The organism is Vibrio sp. 1F255 (assembly GCF_041439145.1).
GTDB lineage: Bacteria > Pseudomonadota > Gammaproteobacteria > Enterobacterales > Vibrionaceae > Vibrio > Vibrio crassostreae_C.
Genome location: NZ_JBGONQ010000002.1, coordinates 246,716 through 272,041 on the forward strand (window position 1 = coordinate 246,716; position 25,326 = coordinate 272,041).

Here is a 25,326-nt window from a genome sequence, read left to right on the forward strand (position 1 = left end):
ATTAAGAATCGATGAGTGATTATAAAGATACCCTGAACTTACCAGAAACAGGGTTCCCAATGCGCGGCAATCTGGCAAATCGTGAGCCAGAAATGCTGAAGCGTTGGTACAAAGAAGATCTTTACGGCGAAATCCGTAAGGCAAAGAAAGGTAAAAAATCTTTCGTACTGCATGATGGCCCTCCATACGCGAACGGCGATATTCACATTGGCCACGCGCTGAATAAGATTCTTAAAGACATTATTATCAAATCTAAGACCCTTTCTGGTTTTGATGCACCGTACATCCCTGGTTGGGACTGTCACGGTCTTCCAATCGAGCTAATGGTTGAGAAGAAGAAAGGTAAGCCTGGTCAGAAGATTTCGGCGGCTGAATTCCGCGAAGAGTGTCGAAAGTACGCTGCGGGTCAAGTTGAAGGTCAGAAAGAGAGCTTCAAACGTCTTGGCATCATGGGCGAGTGGGACAAACCTTATCGCACTATGGATTTTGGCACAGAAGCGAACATCATTCGTTCTCTTGGCAAAATCGCAGACAAAGGTCACCTTCTTAAAGGTTTCAAACCCGTTCACTGGTGTACTGATTGTGGTTCTGCTCTGGCTGAAGCTGAAGTTGAATACAAAGATAAAGTTTCTCCATCTATCGATGTGAAATTTACAGCAGCTGACGAAGCGGCGCTTCTAGAGAAATTTACTCTAGCTGAAGGTCATGCGGGTCAAGGCGAAATTTCTATCGTTATCTGGACAACAACACCATGGACTCTGCCTGCTAACCGCGCAGTATGTCTACGTGATGATCTTGAATACGTGCTTATCCAAGTTGAAGCGAATGGCGACCAGCCTGCTCAACGTATCGTTGTTGCTTCTGAACTAGCAAAAGACGTAATGGATCGTGCAGGTATCGAGCACTTCCACAACCTTGGTTTTGCTACAGGTGCTGATCTTGAGCTTTCTCAGTTCAACCACCCGTTCTACGACTTTACTGTTCCTGCAGTTCTTGGCGATCACGTAACAACAGATTCAGGTACTGGTGTGGTTCACACTGCGCCTGGTCACGGTCAAGAAGATTTCGTGGTTGGTAAAAAGTACAACCTAGAAATCGCTAACCCAGTTGGTTCTAACGGCGTTTACCTGCCAGATACAGAGCTATTTGCTGGTCAGCACGTATTCAAAGCGAACGACTCTGTTTTAGAAGTTCTAAAAGAGAAAGGTGCACTTCTGCATCACCACGCTTACGAGCACAGCTACCCACACTGTTGGAGACACAAAACTCCAATCATCTTCCGCGCAACACCACAATGGTTCATCTCTATGGATCAAGCTGGCCTACGTGCTAAAGCACTAGAGTCAATCAAGAGTGTTGAGTGGTTGCCTGAATGGGGTCAAAGCCGTATCGAAGGCATGGTTGAAGGTCGTCCTGAGTGGTGTATCTCTCGTCAACGTACTTGGGGTGTGCCAATTGCTTTGTTTGTTCATAAAGAAACAGCAGAACTTCACCCAGAAAGCCCAGCGCTTATTGAAAAAGTTGCGAAGCTAGTTGAAGAGAAAGGCATTCAAGCTTGGTGGGATGTAGACGCTGCTGAACTTATGGGCGCAGAAGACGCTGATAAGTACGAAAAAGTAATGGATACGCTAGACGTATGGTTCGACTCAGGTGTTACGCACTTCTCTGTTGTTGATTCTCGTGAAGAGTACAACTTCCCGAACGAAGAGCGCACTCACAGTGCTGATCTTTACCTTGAAGGTTCAGACCAACACCGTGGCTGGTTCCAGTCTTCTCTAATTTCATCTATCGCGATGAAAGACGAAGCACCGTACAAGCAAGTACTAACGCACGGTTTCGTAGTGGATGGTAACGGCCGTAAGATGTCTAAATCTATCGGTAACGTTGTTGCTCCTAAAGACGTAACCAACAAGCTAGGTGCAGATATCCTGCGTCTATGGGTTGCTTCTACAGACTACACGGGTGAAGTTGCGGTTTCTGATGAAATCCTGAAGCGTTCAGCGGATGCTTACCGTCGTATTCGTAACACGGCTCGTTTCTTCCTAGCGAACTTGAACGGTTTCAACCCTGAAACTGACCTAGTTCCTGCTGAAGAGATGGTTGCACTTGATCGCTGGGCTGTTGGCCGTGCTCAAGCTGCACAAGAAGAGATTGTTAAAGCATACGGCGAGTACAACACTCACGGTGTGACTCAACGTCTAATGCAGTTCTGTTCTATCGAAATGGGTTCTTTCTACCTAGACGTAATCAAAGACCGTCAGTACACAGCGAAGCAGGGCAGCCATGCTCAACGTAGCTGTCAAACGGCGCTTTACTACATCGTAGAAGCTCTAGTTCGTTGGATGGCACCTATCATGTCGTTCACTGCAGATGAAATTTGGAACGAAATGCCAAGCTCTTTACCAACTGGAGAGCAGCGCGACACGTTCGTATTCACAGGTGAGTGGTTCGAAGGTCTATTTGGTCTTGCAGAAGGCGAAGAGCTAAGCAACGAATTCTGGACTGAAATCCAGTCTGTTCGTGGCGCAGTGAACAAGCTTCTTGAAGATGCTCGTAAAGAGAAAACGATCGGTGGTGCACTGCAAGCTGAAGTTACTCTATACGCTGACGATGCACTAGCGGCTAAAATCAACAAGCTAGAAGATGAGCTACGTTTCGTACTTATCACCTCTGCAGCTGTTGTTAAGCCACTGAGCGAGAAGTCTGATGCAGCGCAAGCGACAGACGTTGCTGGTCTATTCGTTGAAGTTGCGGCTACTGAAGCTGAGAAGTGTGACCGTTGCTGGCACCACACTCCAGATGTAGGCACTATCGAAGGTCACGAGAAAGTTTGTGGTCGTTGTGTGTCGAACATCGACGGTGAAGGCGAAGTGCGTAAGTTCGCATAACGACTCAGAGAAAGACTGAACTTTTTGTAAAAATCATAGCCCCAGTATCAACTGGGGTTATTTTTAGTTATAGGAAATGTGTTTAACCAAGTTGGTAATCAAGGTCACGTAAGGTGACTAACAATGAATACCAACTTCGTAAATACTAGGAATAGAAATGAGTGAAGTTTCGTTAAAACAATCTGGTGTACGTTGGTTATGGCTGGCTCTATTGGTCTTCTTGGCTGATATCGGCATTAAACTCTTTGTCATGGACAATATGGGTTATGGTTGGGCAAACCGTATTGAGGTGCTGCCATTCTTTAACTTTTTGTACGTGCATAACTACGGTGCAGCGTTTAGCTTCTTGAGTGATCAAAGTGGTTGGCAGCGTTGGTTATTTACGGGTATCGCATTTGCGGTAACAGGTATGCTGACGTACTGGATGAGCAAACTACCAGCAACAGAGAAGTGGAATAACATTGCTTATGCGATCATCATTGGTGGTGCAGTAGGTAATGTGTTTGACCGAGTCGTACACGGCTTTGTTGTCGATTACTTAGACTTCTACTGGGGCACTTACCACTGGCCTGCATTTAACTTAGCGGATATGGGAATATGTATCGGTGCTGCGATGATCATCTTAGATGGTTTCCGTAAGAAAGACGAAAGCAAATAGCTTGCTTCAAAGTCAGTCTATGACTCACAGAATAGAATAGCCCTAAGCGCTGTCGGTTGATTCCGACGGCGCTTTTTTTTATGCTTCAGTCAACAAGGAAGCAAAGCACAGCGCATCCTCAAATAATAAAGAAGTCTAAGGAAAGTAACGTGGCAGCAATTAAAAATGATTCAGCAGTAACTCTACATTTTACGATTAAAATGAAGGATGGTTCAGTTGCCGATAGTACGGAGAACATGGGCAAACCAGCGAAGTTCGTCATGGGTGATGGCAGCCTAAGTGAGAACTTTGAAGCGTGCTTACTTGGACTTGAAGCCGGCACTGAAAAGTCTATCGAACTGAAGGCGGAAGACGCGTTTGGTATGCCAAACCCAGATCATATTCACTATATGGATCGTGCTAAGTTTGTTGGCGACTCTGAAGTTGAAGTGGGCACTATCATGGCATTTTCAGGTCCTGACGGTATGGAAATTCCAGGTATTATTACTGAGATCGCAGGTGATTCAGTGACGGTTGATTTTAATCACCCACTCGCTGGTCAAGACGTTAGCTTTGACGTCAATATCTTAACGGTAGAATAACTCTCTTAACGTTAGAATAGCTGTCTTCACGCTAGAATAAGATAGCCTTACAGCTGTGATCTCACCCAGAGCTTCACTGTCTAGACGCTTCACTGTAGAATGCGAACCTCGCTGACGGCGAACTCTATAGAAGCAACCTTAGTACCGCGGTAAATGATGAGCAATGAAATGAAAATAATGTTAGCTAACCCTCGTGGCTTTTGTGCCGGTGTCGATCGTGCGATCAGCATCGTAGAGCGTGCACTCGAAATGTATCAGCCACCGATCTATGTTCGCCATGAAGTGGTACACAACCGCTTTGTTGTTGAGGGGCTCAAGCAGCGTGGTGCTATTTTTGTCGAAGAACTGAGTGAGGTGCCAGACGACAACATCGTGATCTTTTCGGCTCACGGTGTTTCTCAAGCGGTTCGTAAAGAAGCGAAAGAGCGTGAGTTAACGGTATTTGATGCGACGTGTCCTTTGGTGACTAAAGTTCATATGGAGGTTGCTCGTGCGAGCCGCAAACATATGGAAGTGGTACTGATTGGCCACGCAGGTCACCCTGAAGTGGAAGGCACTATGGGTCAGTACGCGAGCCAAACTGGTGGTATGTACTTGGTTGAAAGACCTGAGGACGTACAGAACCTCGTGGTGAATGATCCAAGTAACCTGCACTATGTTAGCCAAACTACGCTATCAGTAGATGAAACTGCAGATGTGATTGAAGAGCTACGTCGAGTGTTCCCTGAGATTCAAGGCCCACGTAAAGACGACATCTGTTACGCGACTCAAAACCGTCAAGACGCTGTGCGTGAGATGGCGAATGACGTTGATGTGGTGATAGTGGTTGGTTCTAAGAACTCATCGAATTCAACTCGTCTAAAAGAGCTAGCTGAGAAACTAGGCACACCAGGCTACCTAACTGACTGTCCTGAAGACATTCAAACCGAGTGGGTTGAAGGGAAAAAGAAAATCGGTGTAACAGCTGGTGCTTCTGCTCCTGAAGAGCTGGTAAACCAAATTCTAGATCGTATTCGTGAGCTAGGTGCGACTGACGTTGAAGAGATTCAAGGTCGTGAAGAGAACATGTTCTTTGAAGTACCAAAAGAGCTACAGATTAAGCAAGTCGACTAATCTCTATTGATTGGTGACAAGATCGATGCGTAACACTATCGATTTGCAAACACTATTGATTTGTAAACAGCAGGAAGCCAACGTTGATACGTTGGCTTTTTTGATCGTGCTTTGGAACAAGGCGTCTAATTCTAACGCGTTACTGGAGACCGAGTTGCTCTTTTAAAGTCTTTAAATAACGACGACTCACCGGGACTTCAAAGCCAGTCAGGGTAATGATCTCTGCTAATCCATTTTCTAGCAGTTTGATCTCTTGGATCGATTTTATGTTGATCAAATACTGTCGATGACAGCGGATCAAATCGGTCTTTTCTTCCAAGATCTTTAGTGTTAACTGTGAGGTTGCGGTTTGCGATGAGCTACGAACATGCACACCACTGATATCGGAATAGGCGCACTCTACCGTTTGGCTTGCCATGATCACAATGCGGTTATGACCAATACATGGGATTTGCTCTAAGTGACAGGGAGCAATCGCTGAGATGTTCTGTTCTGGTGCTTTCTGATTTTGTTTGATGACCTTATTCAGGCGACAAACGCTCTTGTTTAATCGACAAGGCTCGACTGGCTTAAGTAGGTAATCAAAAGCGTTATCTTCAAAGGCTTGAATCGCATATTGGTCGTAGGCGGTGACGAATACCACGTAGGGCATGGTATCTGGGTCAAGCATGCTTAACAGCTCAATCCCAGTAACCTGCGGCATTTGGATATCCAAATACACGACATCAGGCTTGAGTAGGTTGATCTGTTTCAGTCCTTCGATCGCGTTACTCGCTTGGCCTATGATTTCCACTTCTCCGGTTTCGGTCAGCAGCTCAATCAGCTCTTCGCGAGCAAAAAGCTCATCATCGATAACTAGTGCCTTTAACATCCTACAATCTTCATCTTGGTTCTATCCCTGCTTGGTTCACGCTTATCTTTTAAATGTCTGCTTCTAAATGTTTCAACTCGGAGCGATCCGTCTCCGAAAATACCATTATTTGAGTATAGGTATGATAAAGCTCATTCGAGTAAATTGCTGTGGTTGAGATTCTATTTTTAGTGCTGAATCTTGTCCAAAGAAATTAGTGAGTCGTTTATCAACAATTTCCATCCCTAATCCTACATGATCTTGAGATGGCTTCTGATAATTACCTGCATTGTCTTCAACGGTTAACTTGAACCCACCCTCGAAAGCCTCGCTAGAGATCTTTACTTTACCGCCTTCCAACATATTAGATATCCCATGTTTGATGGCGTTTTCTACCAGCGGTTGCAGGGTAAAGCTCGGCAATTGAGATTCATATAACTGCGGGTCGATATCCCATTCCACTTCTAGTCGATCGGTAAAGCGTGCTTTCTCTATGGTCAGGTAAGCGTTGACGTGTGCCAGTTCGTCTTTGAGCTTCACGGTGTTGATGTTCTGCTTTAGGTTGCTTCTAAAGAAGTGAGACAGGTGTTGAATCAACTCTCGAGCTTTATCTGGGTCACGACGTGTTACTGCGCTGATAGTATTAAGCGCATTGAACAAGAAGTGCGGGTTCACTTGAGCGTGCAGCAGTTTGATTTCTGCTTGTGTCAGTAGCGTTTGCTGCTGCTGGTAGTTGCTAAATAGGATCTGGCTCGATAATAGTTGAGCGATACCTTCACCCATCGACATATTGATAGTTGAGAATAGTTTCAGCTTTGGCTCATAGAGCTTGATGGTGCCGACCACTTCGTTACCCGCGCGCAATGGAATAATCAACGCAGAACCCAATTTACAATCCTGCGACAAGGAGCATTGGTATGGGTTCTCTTTGCCATCAAGGTAGATGATGTCGTTCTGTTCCATCGAAGTGAGCGTGCTTTGCGATGAAATCGGGGTGTTCGGAATATGGTGTTCATCACCAATACCAACGAACGCGAGGATTTTCTCTCGGTCGGTAATCGCTACCGCCCCTACGTTGGTCTCTTCATAAACGATACGTACGATTTTTTGTGCGTTATCGGAATTGAACCCACCATGCAAAATACCCACCGAACGTTCGGCAATGGTCAGTGCGCGGCGTGAGAAGGTAGCCGAGTACTTTTCGAAGATGGTTTTTCTGTCTTGGATGATGCTCATGAACAGTGCTGCACCGACCGAGTTAGCGATGATCATTGGCGCCGCAATATCGGAGACCAGAGCATAGGATTGTTCGAAGGGTTTGGCGACTGCGAGCAGAATCAACATTTGAATAATTTCTGCAAATAGGGTGACAGAGAACACTACCAGCGGATTAAACAGCTGACTGGCTTTGTTCTTTCTGACTAAGTACACATGCAGCAGGCCACCAATCAAGCCTTCTGCTGTCGTTGAGATAGCACAAGCTAAGTCCGTAAATCCACCCAATGAATAGCGATGAATCCCGCCAGTAAAGCCGACCGCAAAGCCAACTACAGGACCACCAAACAAACCGCCCATTACCGCGCCCATCGCTCGCGTGTTGGCGATGGCATCATTGATTTGCAGTCCGAAATAGGTGCCCATAATACAGAATAGGGAGAACAGAACGTAGCAGCTGATCTTATGGCCTAAGCGTGAAGAGATGCTCAACAAAGGGAGAATCAGTGGGGTTTTACTCAGCATGTAAGCAATCACTAAGTAGACGCAGGTTTGTTGCAGCAGAGAGAGAATGAGTTCCATATTTTCACCTATTGAGACGCTTGTTAAGTGTAAAGCTCATTGCTTGGTAACGGTAGCTTTGCTTGTGTTTTAGTAGCCTATATTCGCTTCCCAGAGTCGAAAGCACTAACGCCTACAAACAATAAAGCCCATCACAGTGGACGGGCTTTAGTCTTAGGTTCCACGAATCACTGAGTGATTACGGGAGCAAGCGAAGTTGTGTTTGGCTGTTCTTTTATCTCTTTCTATGAAGATTGGTCTCTTGTTCCCAAGAGCCTTAAAGAACTAGGCTGTTTTGGTGACGCCTTTTGCTTCTTTCTCTTCTTCATCAGCTAGGTCGATATCGCCTTTGCCTTTTGAAATTTTAATAACGTAAGCCGCAACACCTAGCGCACTCACCACACCAATGATGGTTGAGATTTGCATTGGTAGACCGAAGCCCAGTTGGCTGTTGTTCAGGATGAATGTGATACACACAGACGTCATGAAGATAGCTGGAACAGTTGTTACCCAGTGCAGTTTGTTGTGGCGAAGTAGGTAAGCTGAAGCTGTCCACAGCATCATTACGGCTGTTGATTGGTTAGCAAAACCGAAGTAGCGCCAGATGATACCGAAATCAACTTGAGTCAGGATGCCACCGATAACGAACAGTGGTAACGCCATTAGTAGACGGTTACGCAGTGTTTTCTGTTCCATGTTGAAGTATTCAGCAAGGATAAGACGGCTTGAACGGAACGCTGTGTCACCAGAAGTGATTGGTAGGATAACCACGCCAAGGAAAGCAAGGATACCGCCAAATACACCCAGTAGGCCAAATGAAGCGCTGTATACTACGTTACCTGGGCCGCCGTTTGCAATTGCGTCAGACAGAGACTCAACCGAACCGAAGAAAGACAGAGCAAGTGCACACCAGATTAGAGCGATGATGCCTTCACCAATCATTGCGCCGTAGAATACGAAGCGACCGTTCTTCTCGTTTTCCATACAACGCGCCATCAGAGGAGACTGAGTGGCGTGGAAGCCAGAGATAGCACCACATGCGATAGTGATGAAGAGAGCAGGCCAAAGTGGTAGGTCATTCGGGTTCATGTTGGTGAACATGTCGCTGATCTCAAAGCCCCCCATGATTTGGTGTTCGTCAGATAGACCAATCGCAGTGATTAGGCCAACAGACATAAAGATAAGCAGTGCACCGAACAGTGGGTAGAAGCGACCAATGATTTTATCGACAGGGACAATCGTTGCGATGATGTAGTAAGCAAAGATGATAACAACCATCGTAGTTGCAGACATCGCGAAATCAGTTTGGTCGTTCACTAGGTTAGTGATCATACCTGCTGGAGCAGATACGAATACCACACCAACAAGAAGCAGTAGAACAATGGCAAAGATGTTCATAAAGTGTTTTGCGCCATTGCCTAGGTAACGTCCAGTGATGGTTGGAACCGAAGCTCCGCCATTACGGATAGATAACATACCAGAGAAGTAGTCGTGTACTGCACCTGCGAAGATACAACCTAGAACGATCCAAAGCATTGCTGCTGGACCATAAAGGGCACCCATGATAGGGCCGAAGATTGGACCTACACCTGCGATGTTAAGCAGCTGAACTAGGTAAACCTTTGGTGTCGACATTGGAACGTAGTCCACGCCATCTTGCTTAGTGTGAGCAGGTGTTTGGCGTTTTTCATTGATACCGAAAATCTTCTCGATAAAGGTACCGTAAATAAAGTAGCCACCAATGAGTGCTGCGACACAGGTAAGAAACCACATCATAATTTGTTATCCCTGAATGTATTAATTAAGTCAGGGTGTATATTAAAGGAGTCGATGAGAAGAAACTTCCGCTACGAGAGTGAGTGGTCGAATAGCCAATTTAGCGGTGTTATAACTGATTTAGTGGTTTGTTCACTGTGCTGAGTGGCCGATATTTCTATCGAGAGGCCTATTAGCTCTATAGAGAGGTTGTTTGAGTTGGCTTAACGGCGACTATTGATTCTGAGTGGTCGGAATGAACCTAAAGTGGCGAACATTAGACAATAAGTGGACATCGATAGGCGTTCAGCGGAGAATCACCACAAAGGCAGCGCTTCGTCAGAAAGTGGTGAAGTAACAATATAAAGGATTGAAATGAAAAAAATAATCGTACTATTCGCCGTGGCATTTAGCCTTGCAGGATGCAGCGCCAATGTTCAAGATTTAGCAGCTGAAGGCAATTGGCAAGAGATTGGCTATCGTGATGGTATCAAAGGCCACACTCAGCGTTCGTATTCAGAGATGACTGAGCTTGGCGCAGTCGATCAAGCGAGTTACACAGAAGGTTATCACCTAGGTGTGACTGAATATTGTAATCCGAACCATGCTTATCAGATTGGTTTATCTGGTCAGGTGTATGAAGGCGTGTGTTCTGGTACGGAAGACGCTCAACGTTTCCGTATGGAATGGCAACGCGGCTGGGACGAGTTCTCAAACGACTATTAAGCCCAAGCAAGCTAGCCATAAAAAATTAAAACTAAAAAAAGACCAGTACCGCGTGTGTACTGGTCTTTTTGTCGGTAGCCGGAGTAACACTCAACAGCAGAGTCTAGGTTACTGGTTATTCTCTACAGCTTTTCTCAAGAAGCCATTTTGCTTATCAAGCTGAGCCTTGGCTAACTCTAAATCTAGCCCTGTTAGAATCATCAAAATAGATAACTTCACATCGTAATCAGTCGCTTTAAGTGTCGACACCGCCAGTGCTTTATCGCACTCCGTTGCTTGGATAACGATACGAGCGGCGCGGGCAACCAACTTTTCATTGGTCGCTTTTACGTCGACCATAAGGTTTTGGTAGCTCTTACCAATGCGAATCATGCTGGCAGTGGTCAGCATATTAAGCACCAGCTTTTGTGCTGTACCTGATTTGAGTCGTGTTGAACCAGTCAATGCTTCTGGGCCAACCACCGGGCTAATTGCGATTTGAGCGATTTCAGCAATTGGAGAGTCAGGGTTACAAGATAATGCAACCGTTACTGCGCCAAGCTGATTGGCATAGTTGAGTGCACCAATCACGTAAGGTGTGCGACCGCTCGCAGCAATACCTACCACGACATCATTTTCTGAAAACTGAATCGCTTTCAGATCTTCAATGCCGAGAGTTAGCGAGTCTTCTGCACCTTCTTTGGCTTTTAAAATCGCCTCTGGTCCGCCTGCAATTAAGCCGATAACCATTTTGTCCGAAACACCGAAAGTCGGTGGGCATTCTGAGGCGTCTAACACACCTAATCGACCACTGGTGCCTGCGCCCATATAAATCAGTCGACCACCGTTTTGAAAGACATGAGCAATTTTATCGACCGCTTTCGCGATCTGTGGCAGTTCCGCTTCAATCGCCAGCGGGACTTGCTTGTCTTGTTGGTTAATCTTTTCAACCACTTCGAGAGAGGTGAGCAGATCAATATCCATAGTGTCAGGGTTTCTCCCCTCCGAAACGAGGTGCGAGAGCGCTGATATGAGAGCGTCGTTACTCATAATGATCCTTAAATGGTGATTCTAAAATGATGGTTCTAAAGTTGTTTAGTCAGCACGATAGAGAACGCCTAGAGAGGCCGCTCTGCTTGCGCCAGTCACTTCTGGTAAATTGCTTGGCAGTTGATGAATATGACGTTGAGCAAGCCACGCAAAAGCCATCGCTTCCATGTAATCGGCGTCCACGCCTTTACTGGTGGTTGAGTCAACCTCCCAACTTGGAAGCAGTTCAGACAGCCTCTTCATCAACAATGGATTTCGTGTACCACCGCCACACACATACAGTGCAGGCTGGTCACCCAAGCGATAAGTCTCCACTTCATTGGCTATCGTCAATGCGGTGTATTCACAAAGCGTGCGCTGAACATCTTCTACTGCAAGATCTTTAAATTCTGTTAATTGTTGCTCTAGCCAAGGTAGGTTGAATAGTTCTCTACCAGTACTTTTCGGTGGCATTTGAGATAGATAAGACTCATTTAACAACTGTTCGAGTAAAGCTTGATTGAGTTGACCTTTTAGCGCAAATTGCGCATCACGGTCAAACTTCTCACCCGTGTGTTTATCAACCCAAGCGTCCATCAACATATTGCCCGGACCTGTATCATAACCAAGCGTTGGCTGATTAGGGCGCAGCACTGAAATATTCGAGATACCACCAATATTCAACACCACAACCGAGCTGTCTTGCGGTTGGAAAATCGTATGGTGGAAGGCGGGGACTAATGGCGCACCTTGTCCGCCTAATGCCATGTCTTTACGTCGAAAATCGGCAACCGTTTGAATCTGTGTTTTAGCGGCAACGATGTTGGCATCACCCAACTGCATGGTAAATGGAGATTCGCCGCTTGGCTGGTGGAATACCGTTTGACCATGATTACCAATCGCAGTCACAGAAGATGCAGGTGTACCTGACTTTTCGAGAAGTTGCAAAACCGCATCGCCAAACAGATGGCCAAGCAGGTGGTCGAGTTCTCCAATGGCAATTAAATCGGTTTTCTGACCAATACAAACTTCAAGCAGACGCACTTTGAGGTCGTCAGGCATTGGGAACTCATCATGAGCAAGCAATATTATACGTGTATCTTCAATCGACACTAAGGCCGTATCAACACCGTCCATACTCGTCCCTGACATCACACCGATATACAGTTCTTTATGATCCATTCCTAAGCTCTTGCACTGCATTCTTAAAGTCTTCCACAGATTGGTTTAAAAACATTGTAAAGCAAATTTAAAGAGAATAACCTCGGGAAGTTTATGAAATTAGGTTTAATAAGGGATAAATATGGGACCGTTGTGGGTTGATGTTGCAGGCTACGAACTGACTGCGGAAGACAAAGAAATTTTAGAGCACCCAACTGTTGGTGGTCTCATCTTATTTGCTCGAAACTATCACGATAGCAAACAGTTATCGGCGTTAAACAAAGAAATTCGCAAGGTAGCGAAACGTCCTATTTTGATTGGTGTCGATCAAGAAGGTGGCCGAGTTCAGCGCTTCCGCGATGGCTTTTCAATTATCCCAGCTGCTCAAGAATTCGCGACTAAGAATAATGGTGAGCAGTTAGCAGAACAGGCCGGTTGGCTGATGGCGGCAGAATTGATTGCCCATGATATCGACCTGAGCTTTGCGCCAGTATTAGATAAAGGCCACGACTGTAAAGCAATTGGTAGCCGAGCGTTTGGTGAAGATATTGATACCATTGTTCGTCATAGCAGCGCTTTCATCAAAGGCATGAAGTCGGTTGGCATGGCGACGACAGGCAAGCACTTCCCTGGACATGGTGGCGTGATTGCTGACTCACACTTAGAGACGCCATATGACCCTAGAGACGACATCTTCGAAACCGATATGGCAATCTTCAAGGCGCAAATTGAAGCTGGAATATTGGATGCCATGATGCCAGCTCACGTGGTTTTTTCTCACTATGATGATCAACCTGCGAGTGGTTCACAGTATTGGCTACAGAAAGTATTGAAGCAGCAGCTTGGTTTTAAAGGCTTGGTATTCTCTGACGATTTAACGATGGAAGGCGCTGCCATTATGGGCGGACCAGCCGACAGAGCGAAAGCGGCCTTGAATGCAGGTTGTGACATGGTGTTGATGTGTAATAAACGAGATGCACAAATTGAAGCTCTGGATCACTTAGCGATTCAAGAGGTGCCTTTAGCCAACTCATTGCTTAAAAAACACAGCTTTGATTTGTCGACACTTCACTCGGATGCTAGGTGGAAAGAGACCTCAGAGACGATTAAGCGAATGCTAGGCAGTGAGTGATAAATAAACACATTATAATTTTAGATAAGGCGATATGATAAATATCGCCTTTTTTGTATGTGTGATCCGTGGTTTAAACCTATTTATCTCTTAGAGTGAGTTAAATCTAATGTGTAAAATAAAATTTACACTTAATGTTTTTTATTGTTTACACTTGCAATCGTTTTTTTAGCTGTTATTGTGTTTTTAAAGATTGTTAACCCAAACGGAAATGTTGGGTGTAAAAATAAATATACAGGTTGAGTTATGCAGAAAAGTGAATTAAGCAATGTCAATATCATCGACGAACAGGTACTGATTACTCCTGAGGAGTTAAAAGCAAAACTGCCTTTGAGTGATAATGCTCGTCGTTTCATTCAAGAGTCTCGTCAAACTATCGCAAACATCATTCATAAGAAAGATCATCGCATGCTTGTTGTATGTGGCCCATGTTCTATCCATGACATTGAAGCTGCGAAAGAGTACGCGAAACGCCTTAAAGCCTTATCTGAGCAACTTAGCGATCAACTGTATATTGTTATGCGTGTTTACTTTGAGAAACCTCGTACCACTGTAGGTTGGAAAGGTTTGATCAATGACCCGCATCTAGACGGCACTTTCGATATTGAGCATGGTCTGCATGTGGGTCGTGAGCTACTTGTTGAACTCGCTGAGATGGAAATTCCATTGGCGACTGAAGCATTAGATCCAATCAGCCCGCAATACCTAGCAGATACCTTCAGCTGGGCGGCAATTGGCGCACGTACGACTGAATCTCAAACTCACCGTGAGATGGCAAGTGGTCTTTCAATGCCAATCGGTTTTAAAAACGGTACCGATGGCAACCTAGGCACTGCAATCAATGCAATGCAGGCGGCTTCTTCTAGCCACCGTTTCATGGGTATCAGCCGCGAAGGTCAAGTTGCACTACTAACAACGCAAGGTAACCCAAATGGTCACGTGATTTTACGTGGCGGTAAGCAGACGAACTACGATTCAGTATCGGTACACGAATGTGAGCAAGAGCTGGGTAAATCTGGCTTAGAGGCCGCGCTAATGGTCGACTGTAGCCACGCGAACTCTCGTAAAGATTTCCGTCGCCAACCTTTAGTTGCAGAAGATGTGATTCACCAAATTCGTGAAGGCAACAAGTCGATTATCGGCCTGATGATTGAAAGCCATATTAACGAAGGAAATCAATCTTCGGATATACCTCTCAATGAGATGAAATACGGCGTTTCTATTACCGACGCGTGTATCAATTGGGATTCAACTGAGGCACTATTGAAACATGCACATACGGAATTAGTCCCGTTCTTAGAGAACCGCTTGAAAGGTTAGTCAGAGTTTAAATTTAAGTGCCTCATCTAATGGGGCATTTTAAGATCTGTTGCTAGCGAACCTACGTGATTGTGGGATGATAGATTGGCACGGGCTTATAGATTAGTAAGGAATAAAATGGCCGTTGAACTGAACGAATTACGCGACCAAATCGATGCTGTCGATAAACAAATGTTGGATTTACTGGCTCAACGCCTTGCTCTAGTAGAGAAAGTAGGCGAAGTAAAAAGTGAACATGGTTTACCTATTTATGTACCAGAACGTGAAGCTGCGATGCTGGCATCTCGTCGTCAAGAAGCCGAGAAAATAGGGGTTCCACCACAGTTAATCGAAGATATTTTGCGTCGTACTATGCGTGAGTCTTATGCCAGTGAGAAAGATTCTGGCTTTAAGTGTCTTAACCCAGAGTTACGTTCAGTGGTGATCGTTGGTGGTAATGGTCAACTTGGTGGCTTGTTTGGTCGTATGTTCAAACTGTCTGGCTACGAAGTGAAAGTCCTTGGCAGCCAAGATTGGGATACAGCCGATGAAATCTTGGATAATGCAGGACTTGTGGTTGTGACTGTTCCAATTCACTTAACTGAAGGTGTGATTGCGAAGCTAGGTAATCTACCAAGTGATTGTATTCTATGTGATTTGACGTCAATTAAATCTAAACCGCTGCAAGCAATGATGAACATGCACCAAGGCCCAGTGGTTGGATTGCACCCAATGTTTGGTCCTGATGTTCCAAGCCTTGCTAAGCAGGTGATTGTTTACAGTGATGGTCGTGGTTCTGAAAGTTACCAATGGCTACTGAATCAATTTGGTATTTGGGGCGCGAGCCTTTGCCAGATGGATGCAGCTGAACACGATCACGGCATGACCTTGATTCAAGCACTTCGTCACTTCACCTCTTTTGCTTACGGCTTGCACCTGAGTAAAGAGAACCCGAACATTGATCAACTTCTGAAACTAAGCTCGCCAATCTACCGACTTGAGATTGCGATGGTTGGTCGTCTGTTTGCTCAAGACCCGAACTTGTACGGCGATATCATTCTTTCTTCGGATGAGAATATTGAGATGATTCGACGCTTCCATAGCTGTTTCGGAGAAGCGTTAGAAATTCTAGATGGCAAAGATAAGGCTAAGTTTGTTGAGAGCTTCAACCAAGTGAGTGATTGGTTTGGTGACTACTCACAACAATTTTTACAAGAGAGCCAAAGCCTGTTAAAACAAGCACATGACTCGATTCATCGCGGTTAATAGTGTGGTTTGAAAAATAAAAAAGAGCGACCATTTGGTCGCTCTTTTTGTTTGTGTTGAATGCCGATATTGCATCTGGCCTATAGTAGGCGAAATGCATTTGGATCATCATGGGCCAAACGAACAAACCTAGTTAGTCACGATAGGCTCTTTGTTATTCTCGTTCGAGACTCGGTTATCATCGCTGGATACTGTGTCGATAGTTGAACTGATGTAAGGCACGTTAGTTAGGTTGATCTGCAAGCGAACCACGTTATCAATCAGCTGAACGAGTGGGCCCCATTTCACTTTTTTCTCTTTCTCAAACACGTAATTGAAGTTTTCTGGTGTCCAATCCATCAAGTATTGAGGGTTCAATGAGCGACCAAGGAAGCGTACTTCATAATGCAGATGTGGCCCAGTTGAGTTACCTGAGTTACCACAGCTCGCAATCACATCACCTTTACTGACAAACTGACCGCTGCGAACTTTGAATTTTTGCAGATGCGCGTAAGAGCTCATGAAGCCAAATGAATGGCGCATGGTGATAAAGTTACCAAAGCCTTTCTTGCTTGGGCGTACGGTTTCAATCACACCATCTGCCGGTGCTAAGATATCTTCACCACGCTTACAAGTAAGGTCGATACCAGTATGGTTGTGGCGTTTGCCTGTAATTGGGTTAGTACGGTGACCGTATGAAGACGAGATGCGTTGATAAGCCATCGGACTATCATTAGGAATTAAGCGGAACATGGTAGCTCTTACCGCGGAATCGACGGCTGCAGCATCAATACGGTCTTCTAGTGAAACCTCATCGGTGTGTAACTCTTCATCAGCCAGGCCTAGAACGGATTCCACATCGAATACACGCTTACCCAGTAATTGAATCGTACCTTCTTTCTCAGTTAAGGCTTGAGATAGGTTGTGGTTGGTTTCAACTTGTTCCGCGTATAAGAACTCGGTCTGCTCTTTTTCAACAATCAGAGTTTCAATTAACTGTTGTGCATCACCGGCTTGTGCAGCTAGCTTGTTTTTACTCTCAAGGTGCATGTAGGTTGCACCACCAATCAACATCGGTACTGAGAGCAGGGTTGTCATGCATAAGAGTACGGCTTTTCGACCGAAGTAAAACGTCTGTTCCCCCTGACTAGAGGGAATAGTAATGGACACTTTTTTAGACATGGTTCTGTATTAACTAAATGCTTCTAATAGAAAAAGGGTAATGGAGATATTATTCCTTACCTAAGTCGGTAAGGTGTTCAATCTCTCTATAAAGCAGGTCATTGTCACCAACATTAAGCTCAACAAGGCGCTTAAGGTGGCTGATACTATCAATATCTAAATGCTCTATGCGTAAACGCATTGAGGTATTGATGGTAGAGACTATCGTTGCTTCTAACTGAATATTGATATCACTGTTTTCGAGTTTAAAGCTCACTTGAACAGGGACATCATGGCTAAGTTGTTTTGATTCATTGCATTGAATGAGTAAACCATGGAGTGATAAGTCTTGCACTGAGCCTGATACCTTTACTTGTCCTTGTGAGATCTCAGTCGGGACTTGATAAATAACTCGTGAAAATTGACGTCTTTCAACCATAAGTAATCTCTCTATATCGATGCATTACACGTAAGCCAGATATATCAAAGGCCGCTATTATCGCGGCCTTTGTTCAAAATACAAGCTTATTTACTTAGCTATACGCTTGTACTTGATACGGTGCGGCTCTGCCGCTTGTGCGCCTAGAGTCTGCTTAAGCCACTCAGTGTACTCAGTATAGTTACCTTCGTAGAAGTTAACTTGACCTTCATCACGGTAGTCTAAGATATGGGTCGCAATACGGTCAAGGAACCAACGGTCATGCGAGATAACCATTGCACAGCCCGGGAATTCAAGCAGTGCTTCTTCAAGAGCACGTAGCGTTTCAACGTCAAGGTCGTTGGTAGGCTCATCGAGTAGCAGTACGTTACCGCCCGCTTTTAGCAGTTTCGCTAAGTGAACACGGTTACGTTCACCACCAGAAAGCTCACCGATGATCTTCTGTTGGTCGTTGCCTTTAAAGTTGAAACGAGAACAGTAAGCACGCGCAGGGATTTCGAAGTTGTTGATCTTAATGATATCAGCGCCTTCAGAGATCTCTTGGAATACTGTCTTAGTGTCGTCCATGCTGTCACGGAACTGATCAACAGAAGCAAGCTTAACGGTTTCGCCTAGTTCAACTGTACCTGAATCTGGCTGTTCTGCACCGCTTAGCATCTTGAATAGTGTTGATTTACCTGCACCGTTGGCACCAACGATACCGACGATTGCGCCCTTAGGCATGCTGAACGATAGGTCGTCGATAAGAACGCGATCACCAAACGATTTAGTCAGGTTGTTCACTTCAAGAACTTTATCACCTAGACGCTCACCTGGCGGGATGAACAGTTCGTTAGTTTCGTTACGCTTCTGGTATTGGCCAGTTGTCAATTCTTCAAAACGAGCCATACGAGCTTTAGACTTAGCTTGACGGCCTTTAGGGTTTTGACGAACCCATTCAAGTTCTTTCTCGATTGTCTTTTGACGTGCGCTTTCGCCCGCTTTTTCTTGCTTAAGACGCTCGTCTTTTTGCTCTAGCCAAGACGTGTAGTTACCTTCCCATGGGATACCTTCACCACGGTCAAGTTCTAGAATCCAGCCAGCTGCGTTGTCTAGGAAGTAACGGTCGTGGGTAATCGCCACAACAGTACCACTGTAATCAACAAGGAAGTGCTCAAGCCATGCTACTGATTCTGCATCCAAGTGGTTGGTTGGTTCATCAAGAAGCAGCATGTCTGGCTTTTCAAGAAGTAGACGACAGATAGCAACACGACGACGCTCACCACCTGATAGGAATTCAATTTTCGCATCCCACTCAGGAAGACGAAGTGCATCAGCAGCACGCTCTAGAGCAGTCTCTAAGTTGTGACCGTCTTTTGCTTGAATCAGAGCTTCTAGTTCGCCTTGCTCTTTTGCCAGTGCATCGAAGTCTGCATCTGGTTCTGCGTAAGCTGCGTAAACCGCATCAATACGCTTAAGTGCGTCAGCAACGTCAGAAACCGCTTCTTCTACGATTTCACGAACAGTTTTTGATTCGTCTAGCACAGGCTCTTGTGGTAGATAACCTACTTTAAGGCCTTGTTGTGCACGTGCTTCACCATCAATATCAGTATCAATACCAGCCATGATACGTAGTAGGGTAGATTTACCTGAACCATTTAGACCCAAAACACCGATTTTAGCGCCAGGAAAAAAGCTAAGAGAAATGTCTTTAAGAATTTGACGCTTAGGTGGAACAGTTTTGCTCACCCGAGACATGGTATATACGTATTCAGCCATTGCCGATCGATCCTAATTATTGTTCAAAATTGTTAGCTATTTTATACCAATATCCTCAAAGATGTTACTCCTAGGGCAGAAAAGCCACTCTTGAACTAATCCTTACCTATTATTGTCACATTGGTCATTAAAACTATATTTAATGGGCTTCTGAGGCAAAGTGTTAAATATTAATAATATTTACACTCAAATCCTTTACATTTGATGTGATGTCGGGCGTAAATAGACTTCACGTATTCATACACGCACTAAGGAAAGAGCGAATGTTTTTCCGCATTGGTAATACGAAAATTGCTGTGGCTGCATCGGCAATTTTGTCTTCGGTTTCACTGGCTCCGGTCGCTATGGCTAGCAATGCATCCGAGCTTGAAATGCAGCGTGACGTTTATGACAAAGCGCAAGAGGTTTTAGACAGCCGTGATCTAAAAGCTTACTCCGCGCTGCGTAACAAAATTCAAACATACCCTTTAACACCTTACACCGATTATCGGGCCTTTCTGATTGGCTTAGGTGATCGCATACCTGCTGAGGTCGATGCTTTCATTGAAGAGAACAAGGCATTGCCTTTCTCCAATCGAATGCGCGCACCTTATTTGGACTCATTGGCTTCTCAAAAACAGTGGAAGACGATCCTTGAGTTTCAAACCAAAGAGCCTGTCGGTGAAAAATACCAATGTATTTATTATCGAGCGCATTACGAGCAAGGTAACCAAGAGCTTGCCTTTGAAGGAGCTAAACAACTTTGGTTGAGTGGTAGTGGTGTTGATGACGCTTGTGACCCTTTATTTAAAAGCTGGGATCAAGCTGGGCTAAGAACTGATGAGCTGATTCTGGATAGAATGCTGCTAGCGTTCGAGGGCCGTAACGGTAAGTTAATGAGCTATCTGATTAAGCAATTGGATCATGATGAGTCAATTGCTCAAGCGAAGCAGATGAAGGCGTTGTACAACAAGCCTGAAAATGTACTCGCGTTTGCTAAAAAACATCCAGCGAATGAATTCTACCAAGCTCAAACCGAGTTTGCTTTCGAGAAGCTAGCAAGGAAATCATCAAGCAGTGCTCAAAAGGTGTTTGATGATGTCATCAAGGCTCAGAAGTTTTCGAAAGAAAAATCTCAAGAGCTCGCTGATTACCTAACGTTTCGTCTGATCAACACCGACTCTGAAGAGTTAATGGTGTGGCGCGACAAAATGCTCGCGAGTTCATCAAAGCAAGTTCTGCTGGAACGACGTGCTCGCTTAGCAATTCAACATGCCGATTGGACGGGTTTGAAAGAGTGGATAGCGCGCTTGGATGATAAACATCAGGCTTCGCTTCGTTGGCAATATTGGCAGGGCAGAGCTGAAATCGCGACGGGCGATACTGACAAAGGCAATAAGCGACTGTCAGATATCTTGGGTCAGCGTAATTTCTACAGTGTGGCTGCGGCTAAGCAGTTAGGTAAGCCAGTTCAATATCCAACATCGACACTTAAATACAATGCTGAAACAGTGAAGCCATTCGACACCTCTTTGGTGCGTATTGGTGAACTGATTGACCGAGACAAAATTGCGGCAGCGAAAAGTGAATGGCGCTGGTTACTGACCAATGCAGATAAAGAGCAAAAAGAGATGCTTGCCGCTTACGCTGCGACACAGCGTTGGAATCACTTTACCGTAACAGCGAGTATCTCTGCGAAGATGTGGGATAACATTGCGCTGCGCTTCCCTGTTGCTCATAAGTGGTGGTTTAACTTCTACGCTGAAAAGCACGATCTCGATCCAATCACTTTGATGTCTTTAGCAAGACAAGAGAGTGCGATGGATTCAGAAGCTCGCTCTCCAGTTGGCGCGCGTGGCATTATGCAAATTATGCCCAAGACGGCGCAATACATAGCGAACAAACATAAGATTAAGTATCAGGGCAGCGATGATCTTTATGATGTCGGCAAAAACATTGAGATTGGCAGTCACTACTTAGATGGTTTACTCGCTCAATATGATGACAACCGTATCTTTGCGTTTGCGGCTTATAATGCTGGACCTAGCCGTGTGAAACAGTGGCGTTCACGCAGCGATGAAAAGCTCGATGCCTTTGCATTTATCGAAATGATCCCATTCAAAGAGACACGTGGCTACGTTCAGAATATCTTGATGTTTGAGACCTACTATCGAGATATCTTGGGTGAGAAAGGGACGTTTTTAGCGCCCCATGAGGCAAAAACGAAATACTAAGCTTTCGGCATTTGGCCCGAAACTGAGTAAGAATAAAGGCAGTGAGTGCTAACCATTTCCACTTACTGCCTTTTTACATTGGATCGCATCAAGTGTTTCGGTATAAAGTGTTAAACGCTTTCAATCGTTAAGCGACTCTTTAAAGTCAGAATTTAAAAGTAAGTGTAGAGATATGGCATCACAACCTGAATATGATAATTGGCAACAACTGATGGACTTGGTAAAGACGGCTGTCGAAAAAGATCAGCACGAGCTGTTGTTGACTATGATGATGACACCAGACGAGCGAGATGCTCTGGTTGCTCGAATTAATATCTTCTGTGAGCTGATGAAAGGCGATATGTCTCAACGACAGGTGAGTCAAATGCTGGGCGTAGGCGTAGCGACGATAACCAGAGGCTCAAATGAGCTAAAGGCCAAATCTGAGCAAGAGAAAGTCGTGATCGCCGACCTATTGCTAAAGTAATAATGGAATTAAGCTATCACGCGATAGTATGAATACGAATTCGATAAAAAACGCTAACTGGATGTTAGCGTTTTTTGTTTCTGAAGATTGTTCTTGGAATCTTTTGAAGTTTAAGGAAGCCTCAAATACTAAATAGGAAAGTGTTCAGGATTCACAAATGGGATCAGAGCCAATATTAAAGCTTGATGATAGACCGAACTGCGTGACAATTGGTTATGTGTCAGTAGGCCAATGGCACCACCTTTCTGTTTGATATTGTCGGTACCAAACACTTCATCCATCACATCCCCTAACTCGTTTGCATGCTCTAGTTTCTCAAGCACGGCTGGTGGCAGCATCAGACTTGCTGAACGAGACTCGCCACGTTGGCCATTCGTCTCGATCACCATCCAGGCAAAGGTGACGTTTGTTTCTATTCCCGCTTCTAGACCAACATAGAAGTCTGCATCAGGCTGAGCTTGAGTTGCGTTGTGAACTCGATTCACGGCACCTTGATAGGTTTCATCATTGCTCATCGGTTGATCGGCGACACCACTAGGGACGCTGATGCCTTGGAAATCAAATTCAGTATCAGGAAAAGCAGATAAGAACGCACTTTTAACGGCGTTGATTTTAGCTGGGTTCAGCGATGCGATGATTACAGATTTCATGTGTCGGATTCTTTTTGTTGTCGATTAGATTGAGTTGATGTTGTCGGTACCAGTCACTCAATTCTTCTAGTGGCATGGGTTTACCAAAGTAATAGCCTTGCAGCATATCGCACTGTGCATCCTGTAACCACTGGTGCATGCCTTGAGTTTCAATCCCTTCGGCGGTGACCTTTTTCCCTTGAGCATGACACAACCCGATAACCGGTTTTACGATGTTCTGGTTATTGGTCTCAATCAAGGTATCCAAAAACGCTTTATCCAATTTAATTTTCTGAGTTGGATACTGCACCAGTTGAGTGATAGAGGTGTAACCGGAACCAAAATCATCAATCGCAAGTCGATAGCCCATGCATGCCAGTTCGTTCAGCAATGGAAAACCTTCTGAATTTGAGTAAAAGGTTTCAGTGATTTCAAAATCGATTAGGCTTGGTGGAATTCGATTTAACTCCGCGTGTTCTTTAATGAAACCCGCAAGATGAGTGGTTTCAATGCCAGCAGAAGATAGGTTGATCGACAATTGAATTGAGTGATCAAATTGAGCCTGAAGTCGATGGAATGAAGCAAACGCATTCTGTATTACCCAGCGGTCAACATGTTCAAACAGCCCGGTTTGTTCGGCTATTGGAATGAACTCATCTGGTGGAACCAAACCAAGTTGCTTTGAATTCCAACGTAATAACACCTCAACGCCAATAACATCAGTCCCGGTAGAATCCATGTAGGGCATGTAAACGAGCCTGAATTCATCATCAAAATTCTTACCTCTGAGCGCACGTTCAATATCTGCTTGGCGCTGAATGGCTTTGTCTAAATCCCGTGAATAGTCAGCAAATTGGTTTTTACCGGCACGCTTGGCTTGGTACATCGCGGTATCCGCGTTGGACAGAAGCTTCTCGATTGAGTTGCCATCATTAGGGTAGGTCGCAATACCAATACTGACCGTGATCGGAAAGCTGCCTGATTCGGTGACAAAGCCTTTTTGCAGTGGAGTGAGCAAATCGTTCGAGAATCGATGCGCGACATTTCCTCGGTGACTAGGAGCGTTAATGTAGACAACGAACTCGTCTCCAGAAAGTCGGGCTGGCATACAATGAGCGTCGAATTCCTCTTTATAATGACGACAAATATCTGAAATACGCTGAGCAAAAGAGACCAGAATCGAGTCGCCGATTTGATGTCCGTATTTGTCGTTCACAAACTTGAAGTTGTCCAAGTCAAAATAGAGAACCCAGGTTTCGGTATTCGAACTCGGTTTTGGCAACGATTGCTGAACGAAGGTTTGAAACTGATGCCTATTGGCTATTTGAGTTAACTGATCATTTTCGGCCAAGAGCTTGGTTTGCTGGTAGGTGTTGTCTAGCTCTTGATACATGTCATAAAAACGCTGTGATAGGCGGCCAAGCTCGTCACGAGTGCCTAAGCGTTCAATGTTCTTACGTTGTTTTTTTTCGACTTGCTGTAGCTGTCGATCGAGCCGTGTTATTGGAGTAATCACAGTGCGAGACAGAAGCATGAGTAGCAGAGCGACAGTTACAAACGCAGACAGTGCAAACGACAAACTCAGCTTGTTCCAAATTGAATCGAGCTTGTTTTCCAACAGGAATTGCGCCGGATCGACCGTGGCGTACAGTTCTGGTGCAAGCTTGACTGAGTGAGTAACATCATTTTCCAAAGAAACCGCTATGGATGTGAAGAACAAGCTGGTTTGGTAGTCGAACTCTATCTGTTTTCTCAGCGCATTAAATTTGTCGAGAGAGACAGAGACAACAACAAAGAACACATCGTCGGGTTGATTGTTAACGGTTGGGAAAATCGCTTTTCTATCTACCTTGTCATAGTGAACCAACATCCCTTCGCCTTGGGAGTTTTGAATATAGTTGGTACTCGATGTTGCTAAGGTGTCTTGATAGTGCAGGTCAACATACTCCAATATCTTACTGTCAATCTGAGTGCGTGAGTCATTGCTATTATCCGCGTAATAACGCAGTTTTCGATCACCATTAAGAAGCGCTAAACCTGTATAGCTTTCATCGTCATCTTGCAGGAAATGAATGGCTTCTCGAAGATTACTGACCAGTTCAAGATCGCGAGATAGATTTTGATCAGTGAGAAAATAACGCTTCACCATATCACTCTGGGTCAAGGTGTAAGAGTAGCTATTGAGGAACGAACGAGATTGGCGAAAGTATCCGGCTAGTTTTTCCATGTTCAGTTGAAGTGCGTTGTCTTCGCGTTTGATGAAACTGCTTTTTTGCGTCGAATAAATAATATAGCTAGAAGCCGCGGTACTGATCAGTATCACAGGGGCTATTAGTAGTAAGATTTTAGTACTTAGCTTCATAGTTAATGACAACACTATTTATAAATTAAGCGCATAAGTTTATGTTACTTAATGCTTACTCGCTATTAATTATACGTAGTTCGATGATTTCCTGTGAAGGGGGTAA

Annotated in this window: 20 protein-coding genes; 10 read left to right on the forward strand and 10 right to left on the reverse strand. The window is 44.8% G+C overall.

All coding sequences use genetic code 11. The annotated features are described in order from the left end of the window. Window positions 1-11 precede the first annotated feature (11 nt). The 4 genes from ileS to ispH all read left to right on the forward strand — a co-directional run bounded on the left by ileS (window position 12) and on the right by ispH (window position 5,240). Entirely contained in the window at window positions 12-2,888 is a 2,877-nt protein-coding gene (gene ileS, locus ACED41_RS02625) for an isoleucine--tRNA ligase (protein ID WP_017059344.1), read from the forward strand. 157 nt (window positions 2,889-3,045) lie between these two features. Next, the gene (lspA, locus tag ACED41_RS02630) at window positions 3,046-3,546 is read left to right on the forward strand and encodes a signal peptidase II (protein WP_004739521.1); all 501 of its coding nucleotides are present in this window, start codon (window positions 3,046-3,048) and stop codon (window positions 3,544-3,546) included. A 149-nt stretch (window positions 3,547-3,695) separates the two neighbouring features. Next, window positions 3,696-4,127: an FKBP-type peptidyl-prolyl cis-trans isomerase gene (gene fkpB / locus ACED41_RS02635; RefSeq protein ID WP_017059345.1), complete on the forward strand. Its 432-nt coding sequence runs from the start codon at window positions 3,696-3,698 to the stop codon at window positions 4,125-4,127. A gap of 156 nt (window positions 4,128-4,283) precedes the next feature. Beyond that, window positions 4,284-5,240 (forward strand): 4-hydroxy-3-methylbut-2-enyl diphosphate reductase, encoded by a 957-nt coding sequence (gene ispH / locus ACED41_RS02640; protein WP_029235087.1) that lies wholly within the window; start codon window positions 4,284-4,286, stop codon window positions 5,238-5,240. A 139-nt stretch (window positions 5,241-5,379) separates the two neighbouring features. On the opposite strand, the gene btsR is transcribed toward ispH, so the two are convergent. From btsR to ACED41_RS02655, 3 genes are all read right to left on the reverse strand, one after another. Next, entirely contained in the window at window positions 5,380-6,111 is a 732-nt protein-coding gene (gene btsR / locus ACED41_RS02645) for a two-component system response regulator BtsR (RefSeq protein WP_017070063.1), read from the reverse strand. 105 nt (window positions 6,112-6,216) lie between these two features. Further along, the gene (locus ACED41_RS02650; RefSeq protein ID WP_371724419.1) at window positions 6,217-7,887 is read right to left on the reverse strand and encodes a LytS/YhcK type 5TM receptor domain-containing protein; all 1,671 of its coding nucleotides are present in this window, start codon (window positions 7,885-7,887) and stop codon (window positions 6,217-6,219) included. A 264-nt stretch (window positions 7,888-8,151) separates the two neighbouring features. Beyond that, complete coding sequence (locus ACED41_RS02655) at window positions 8,152-9,642, reverse strand: carbon starvation protein A (protein WP_017062863.1); 1,491 nt, start codon at window positions 9,640-9,642, stop codon at window positions 8,152-8,154. A gap of 354 nt (window positions 9,643-9,996) precedes the next feature. On the opposite strand from ACED41_RS02655, the gene ACED41_RS02660 reads away from it, so the two are divergent. Beyond that, on the forward strand, window positions 9,997-10,347 hold the full coding sequence (locus tag ACED41_RS02660) for a DUF2799 domain-containing protein (RefSeq protein ID WP_017059350.1): 351 nt from the start codon (window positions 9,997-9,999) through the stop codon (window positions 10,345-10,347). Between the two features lie 108 nt (window positions 10,348-10,455). Here the strand turns inward: ACED41_RS02660 and murQ are convergent, their stop codons facing one another. Continuing rightward, complete coding sequence (gene murQ, locus ACED41_RS02665; protein WP_032545650.1) at window positions 10,456-11,376, reverse strand: N-acetylmuramic acid 6-phosphate etherase; 921 nt, start codon at window positions 11,374-11,376, stop codon at window positions 10,456-10,458. A 45-nt stretch (window positions 11,377-11,421) separates the two neighbouring features. Continuing rightward, complete coding sequence (locus ACED41_RS02670; protein WP_371724420.1) at window positions 11,422-12,537, reverse strand: anhydro-N-acetylmuramic acid kinase; 1,116 nt, start codon at window positions 12,535-12,537, stop codon at window positions 11,422-11,424. A gap of 121 nt (window positions 12,538-12,658) precedes the next feature. Here ACED41_RS02670 and nagZ point away from each other — a divergent pair, with 121 nt between their 5' ends. The 3 genes from nagZ to tyrA all read left to right on the forward strand — a co-directional run bounded on the left by nagZ (window position 12,659) and on the right by tyrA (window position 16,213). Continuing rightward, a complete protein-coding gene (nagZ, locus tag ACED41_RS02675; RefSeq protein ID WP_371724421.1) occupies window positions 12,659-13,648 on the forward strand; it encodes a beta-N-acetylhexosaminidase in 990 nt (329 codons plus the stop codon). Window positions 13,649-13,894: 246 nt separating this feature from the next. Beyond that, window positions 13,895-14,968, forward strand: a complete 1,074-nt coding sequence (locus tag ACED41_RS02680) for a 3-deoxy-7-phosphoheptulonate synthase (protein WP_017059354.1) — start codon at window positions 13,895-13,897, stop codon at window positions 14,966-14,968. A gap of 117 nt (window positions 14,969-15,085) precedes the next feature. Beyond that, complete coding sequence (gene tyrA / locus ACED41_RS02685; protein ID WP_017062859.1) at window positions 15,086-16,213, forward strand: bifunctional chorismate mutase/prephenate dehydrogenase; 1,128 nt, start codon at window positions 15,086-15,088, stop codon at window positions 16,211-16,213. Window positions 16,214-16,342: 129 nt separating this feature from the next. Here the strand turns inward: tyrA and ACED41_RS02690 are convergent, their stop codons facing one another. The 3 genes from ACED41_RS02690 to ettA form a co-directional block, all read right to left on the reverse strand. Next, on the reverse strand, window positions 16,343-17,374 hold the full coding sequence (locus tag ACED41_RS02690) for a M23 family metallopeptidase (RefSeq protein WP_029235755.1): 1,032 nt from the start codon (window positions 17,372-17,374) through the stop codon (window positions 16,343-16,345). A 49-nt stretch (window positions 17,375-17,423) separates the two neighbouring features. Next, entirely contained in the window at window positions 17,424-17,792 is a 369-nt protein-coding gene (locus tag ACED41_RS02695) for a PilZ domain-containing protein (protein ID WP_371724422.1), read from the reverse strand. 90 nt (window positions 17,793-17,882) lie between these two features. Further along, on the reverse strand, window positions 17,883-19,550 hold the full coding sequence (gene ettA / locus ACED41_RS02700) for an energy-dependent translational throttle protein EttA (protein ID WP_017056147.1): 1,668 nt from the start codon (window positions 19,548-19,550) through the stop codon (window positions 17,883-17,885). Between the two features lie 263 nt (window positions 19,551-19,813). On the opposite strand from ettA, the gene sltY reads away from it, so the two are divergent. Next, entirely contained in the window at window positions 19,814-21,763 is a 1,950-nt protein-coding gene (gene sltY / locus ACED41_RS02705) for a murein transglycosylase (protein ID WP_371724423.1), read from the forward strand. A gap of 172 nt (window positions 21,764-21,935) precedes the next feature. Further along, window positions 21,936-22,229 (forward strand): trp operon repressor, encoded by a 294-nt coding sequence (trpR, locus tag ACED41_RS02710; protein WP_017059358.1) that lies wholly within the window; start codon window positions 21,936-21,938, stop codon window positions 22,227-22,229. A 128-nt stretch (window positions 22,230-22,357) separates the two neighbouring features. Here the strand turns inward: trpR and yjjX are convergent, their stop codons facing one another. Both yjjX and ACED41_RS02720 read right to left on the reverse strand, forming a co-directional pair. Then, window positions 22,358-22,879, reverse strand: a complete 522-nt coding sequence (gene yjjX, locus ACED41_RS02715; protein ID WP_017062855.1) for an inosine/xanthosine triphosphatase — start codon at window positions 22,877-22,879, stop codon at window positions 22,358-22,360. Further along, window positions 22,842-25,220: a bifunctional diguanylate cyclase/phosphodiesterase gene (locus ACED41_RS02720; protein ID WP_017062854.1), complete on the reverse strand. Its 2,379-nt coding sequence runs from the start codon at window positions 25,218-25,220 to the stop codon at window positions 22,842-22,844. The genes yjjX and ACED41_RS02720 overlap by 38 nt, the downstream gene beginning before the upstream one ends. Between the last annotated feature and the right edge of the window lie 106 nt (window positions 25,221-25,326).

Bases quoted from the DNA above. Each gene is read 5' to 3' on its own strand.
- ACED41_RS02695 (WP_371724422.1), bottom strand. From the start codon at position 17,792: ATGGTTGAAAGACGTCAATTTTCACGAGTTATTTATCAAGTCCCGACT.
- ileS (WP_017059344.1), top strand. From the start codon at position 12: ATGAGTGATTATAAAGATACCCTGAACTTACCAGAAACAGGGTTCCCA.
- tyrA (WP_017062859.1), top strand. From the start codon at position 15,086: ATGGCCGTTGAACTGAACGAATTACGCGACCAAATCGATGCTGTCGAT.
- ispH (WP_029235087.1), top strand. From the start codon at position 4,284: ATGAGCAATGAAATGAAAATAATGTTAGCTAACCCTCGTGGCTTTTGT.
- murQ (WP_032545650.1), bottom strand. From the start codon at position 11,376: ATGAGTAACGACGCTCTCATATCAGCGCTCTCGCACCTCGTTTCGGAG.
- lspA (WP_004739521.1), top strand. From the start codon at position 3,046: ATGAGTGAAGTTTCGTTAAAACAATCTGGTGTACGTTGGTTATGGCTG.
- ACED41_RS02680 (WP_017059354.1), top strand. From the start codon at position 13,895: ATGCAGAAAAGTGAATTAAGCAATGTCAATATCATCGACGAACAGGTA.
- trpR (WP_017059358.1), top strand. From the start codon at position 21,936: ATGGCATCACAACCTGAATATGATAATTGGCAACAACTGATGGACTTG.
- yjjX (WP_017062855.1), bottom strand. From the start codon at position 22,879: ATGAAATCTGTAATCATCGCATCGCTGAACCCAGCTAAAATCAACGCC.
- ACED41_RS02720 (WP_017062854.1), bottom strand. From the start codon at position 25,220: ATGAAGCTAAGTACTAAAATCTTACTACTAATAGCCCCTGTGATACTG.
- btsR (WP_017070063.1), bottom strand. From the start codon at position 6,111: ATGTTAAAGGCACTAGTTATCGATGATGAGCTTTTTGCTCGCGAAGAG.
- nagZ (WP_371724421.1), top strand. From the start codon at position 12,659: ATGGGACCGTTGTGGGTTGATGTTGCAGGCTACGAACTGACTGCGGAA.
- ACED41_RS02660 (WP_017059350.1), top strand. From the start codon at position 9,997: ATGAAAAAAATAATCGTACTATTCGCCGTGGCATTTAGCCTTGCAGGA.
- ACED41_RS02670 (WP_371724420.1), bottom strand. From the start codon at position 12,537: ATGGATCATAAAGAACTGTATATCGGTGTGATGTCAGGGACGAGTATG.
- ettA (WP_017056147.1), bottom strand. From the start codon at position 19,550: ATGGCTGAATACGTATATACCATGTCTCGGGTGAGCAAAACTGTTCCA.
- ACED41_RS02690 (WP_029235755.1), bottom strand. From the start codon at position 17,374: ATGTCTAAAAAAGTGTCCATTACTATTCCCTCTAGTCAGGGGGAACAG.
- ACED41_RS02650 (WP_371724419.1), bottom strand. From the start codon at position 7,887: ATGGAACTCATTCTCTCTCTGCTGCAACAAACCTGCGTCTACTTAGTG.
- ACED41_RS02655 (WP_017062863.1), bottom strand. From the start codon at position 9,642: ATGATGTGGTTTCTTACCTGTGTCGCAGCACTCATTGGTGGCTACTTT.
- sltY (WP_371724423.1), top strand. From the start codon at position 19,814: ATGTTTTTCCGCATTGGTAATACGAAAATTGCTGTGGCTGCATCGGCA.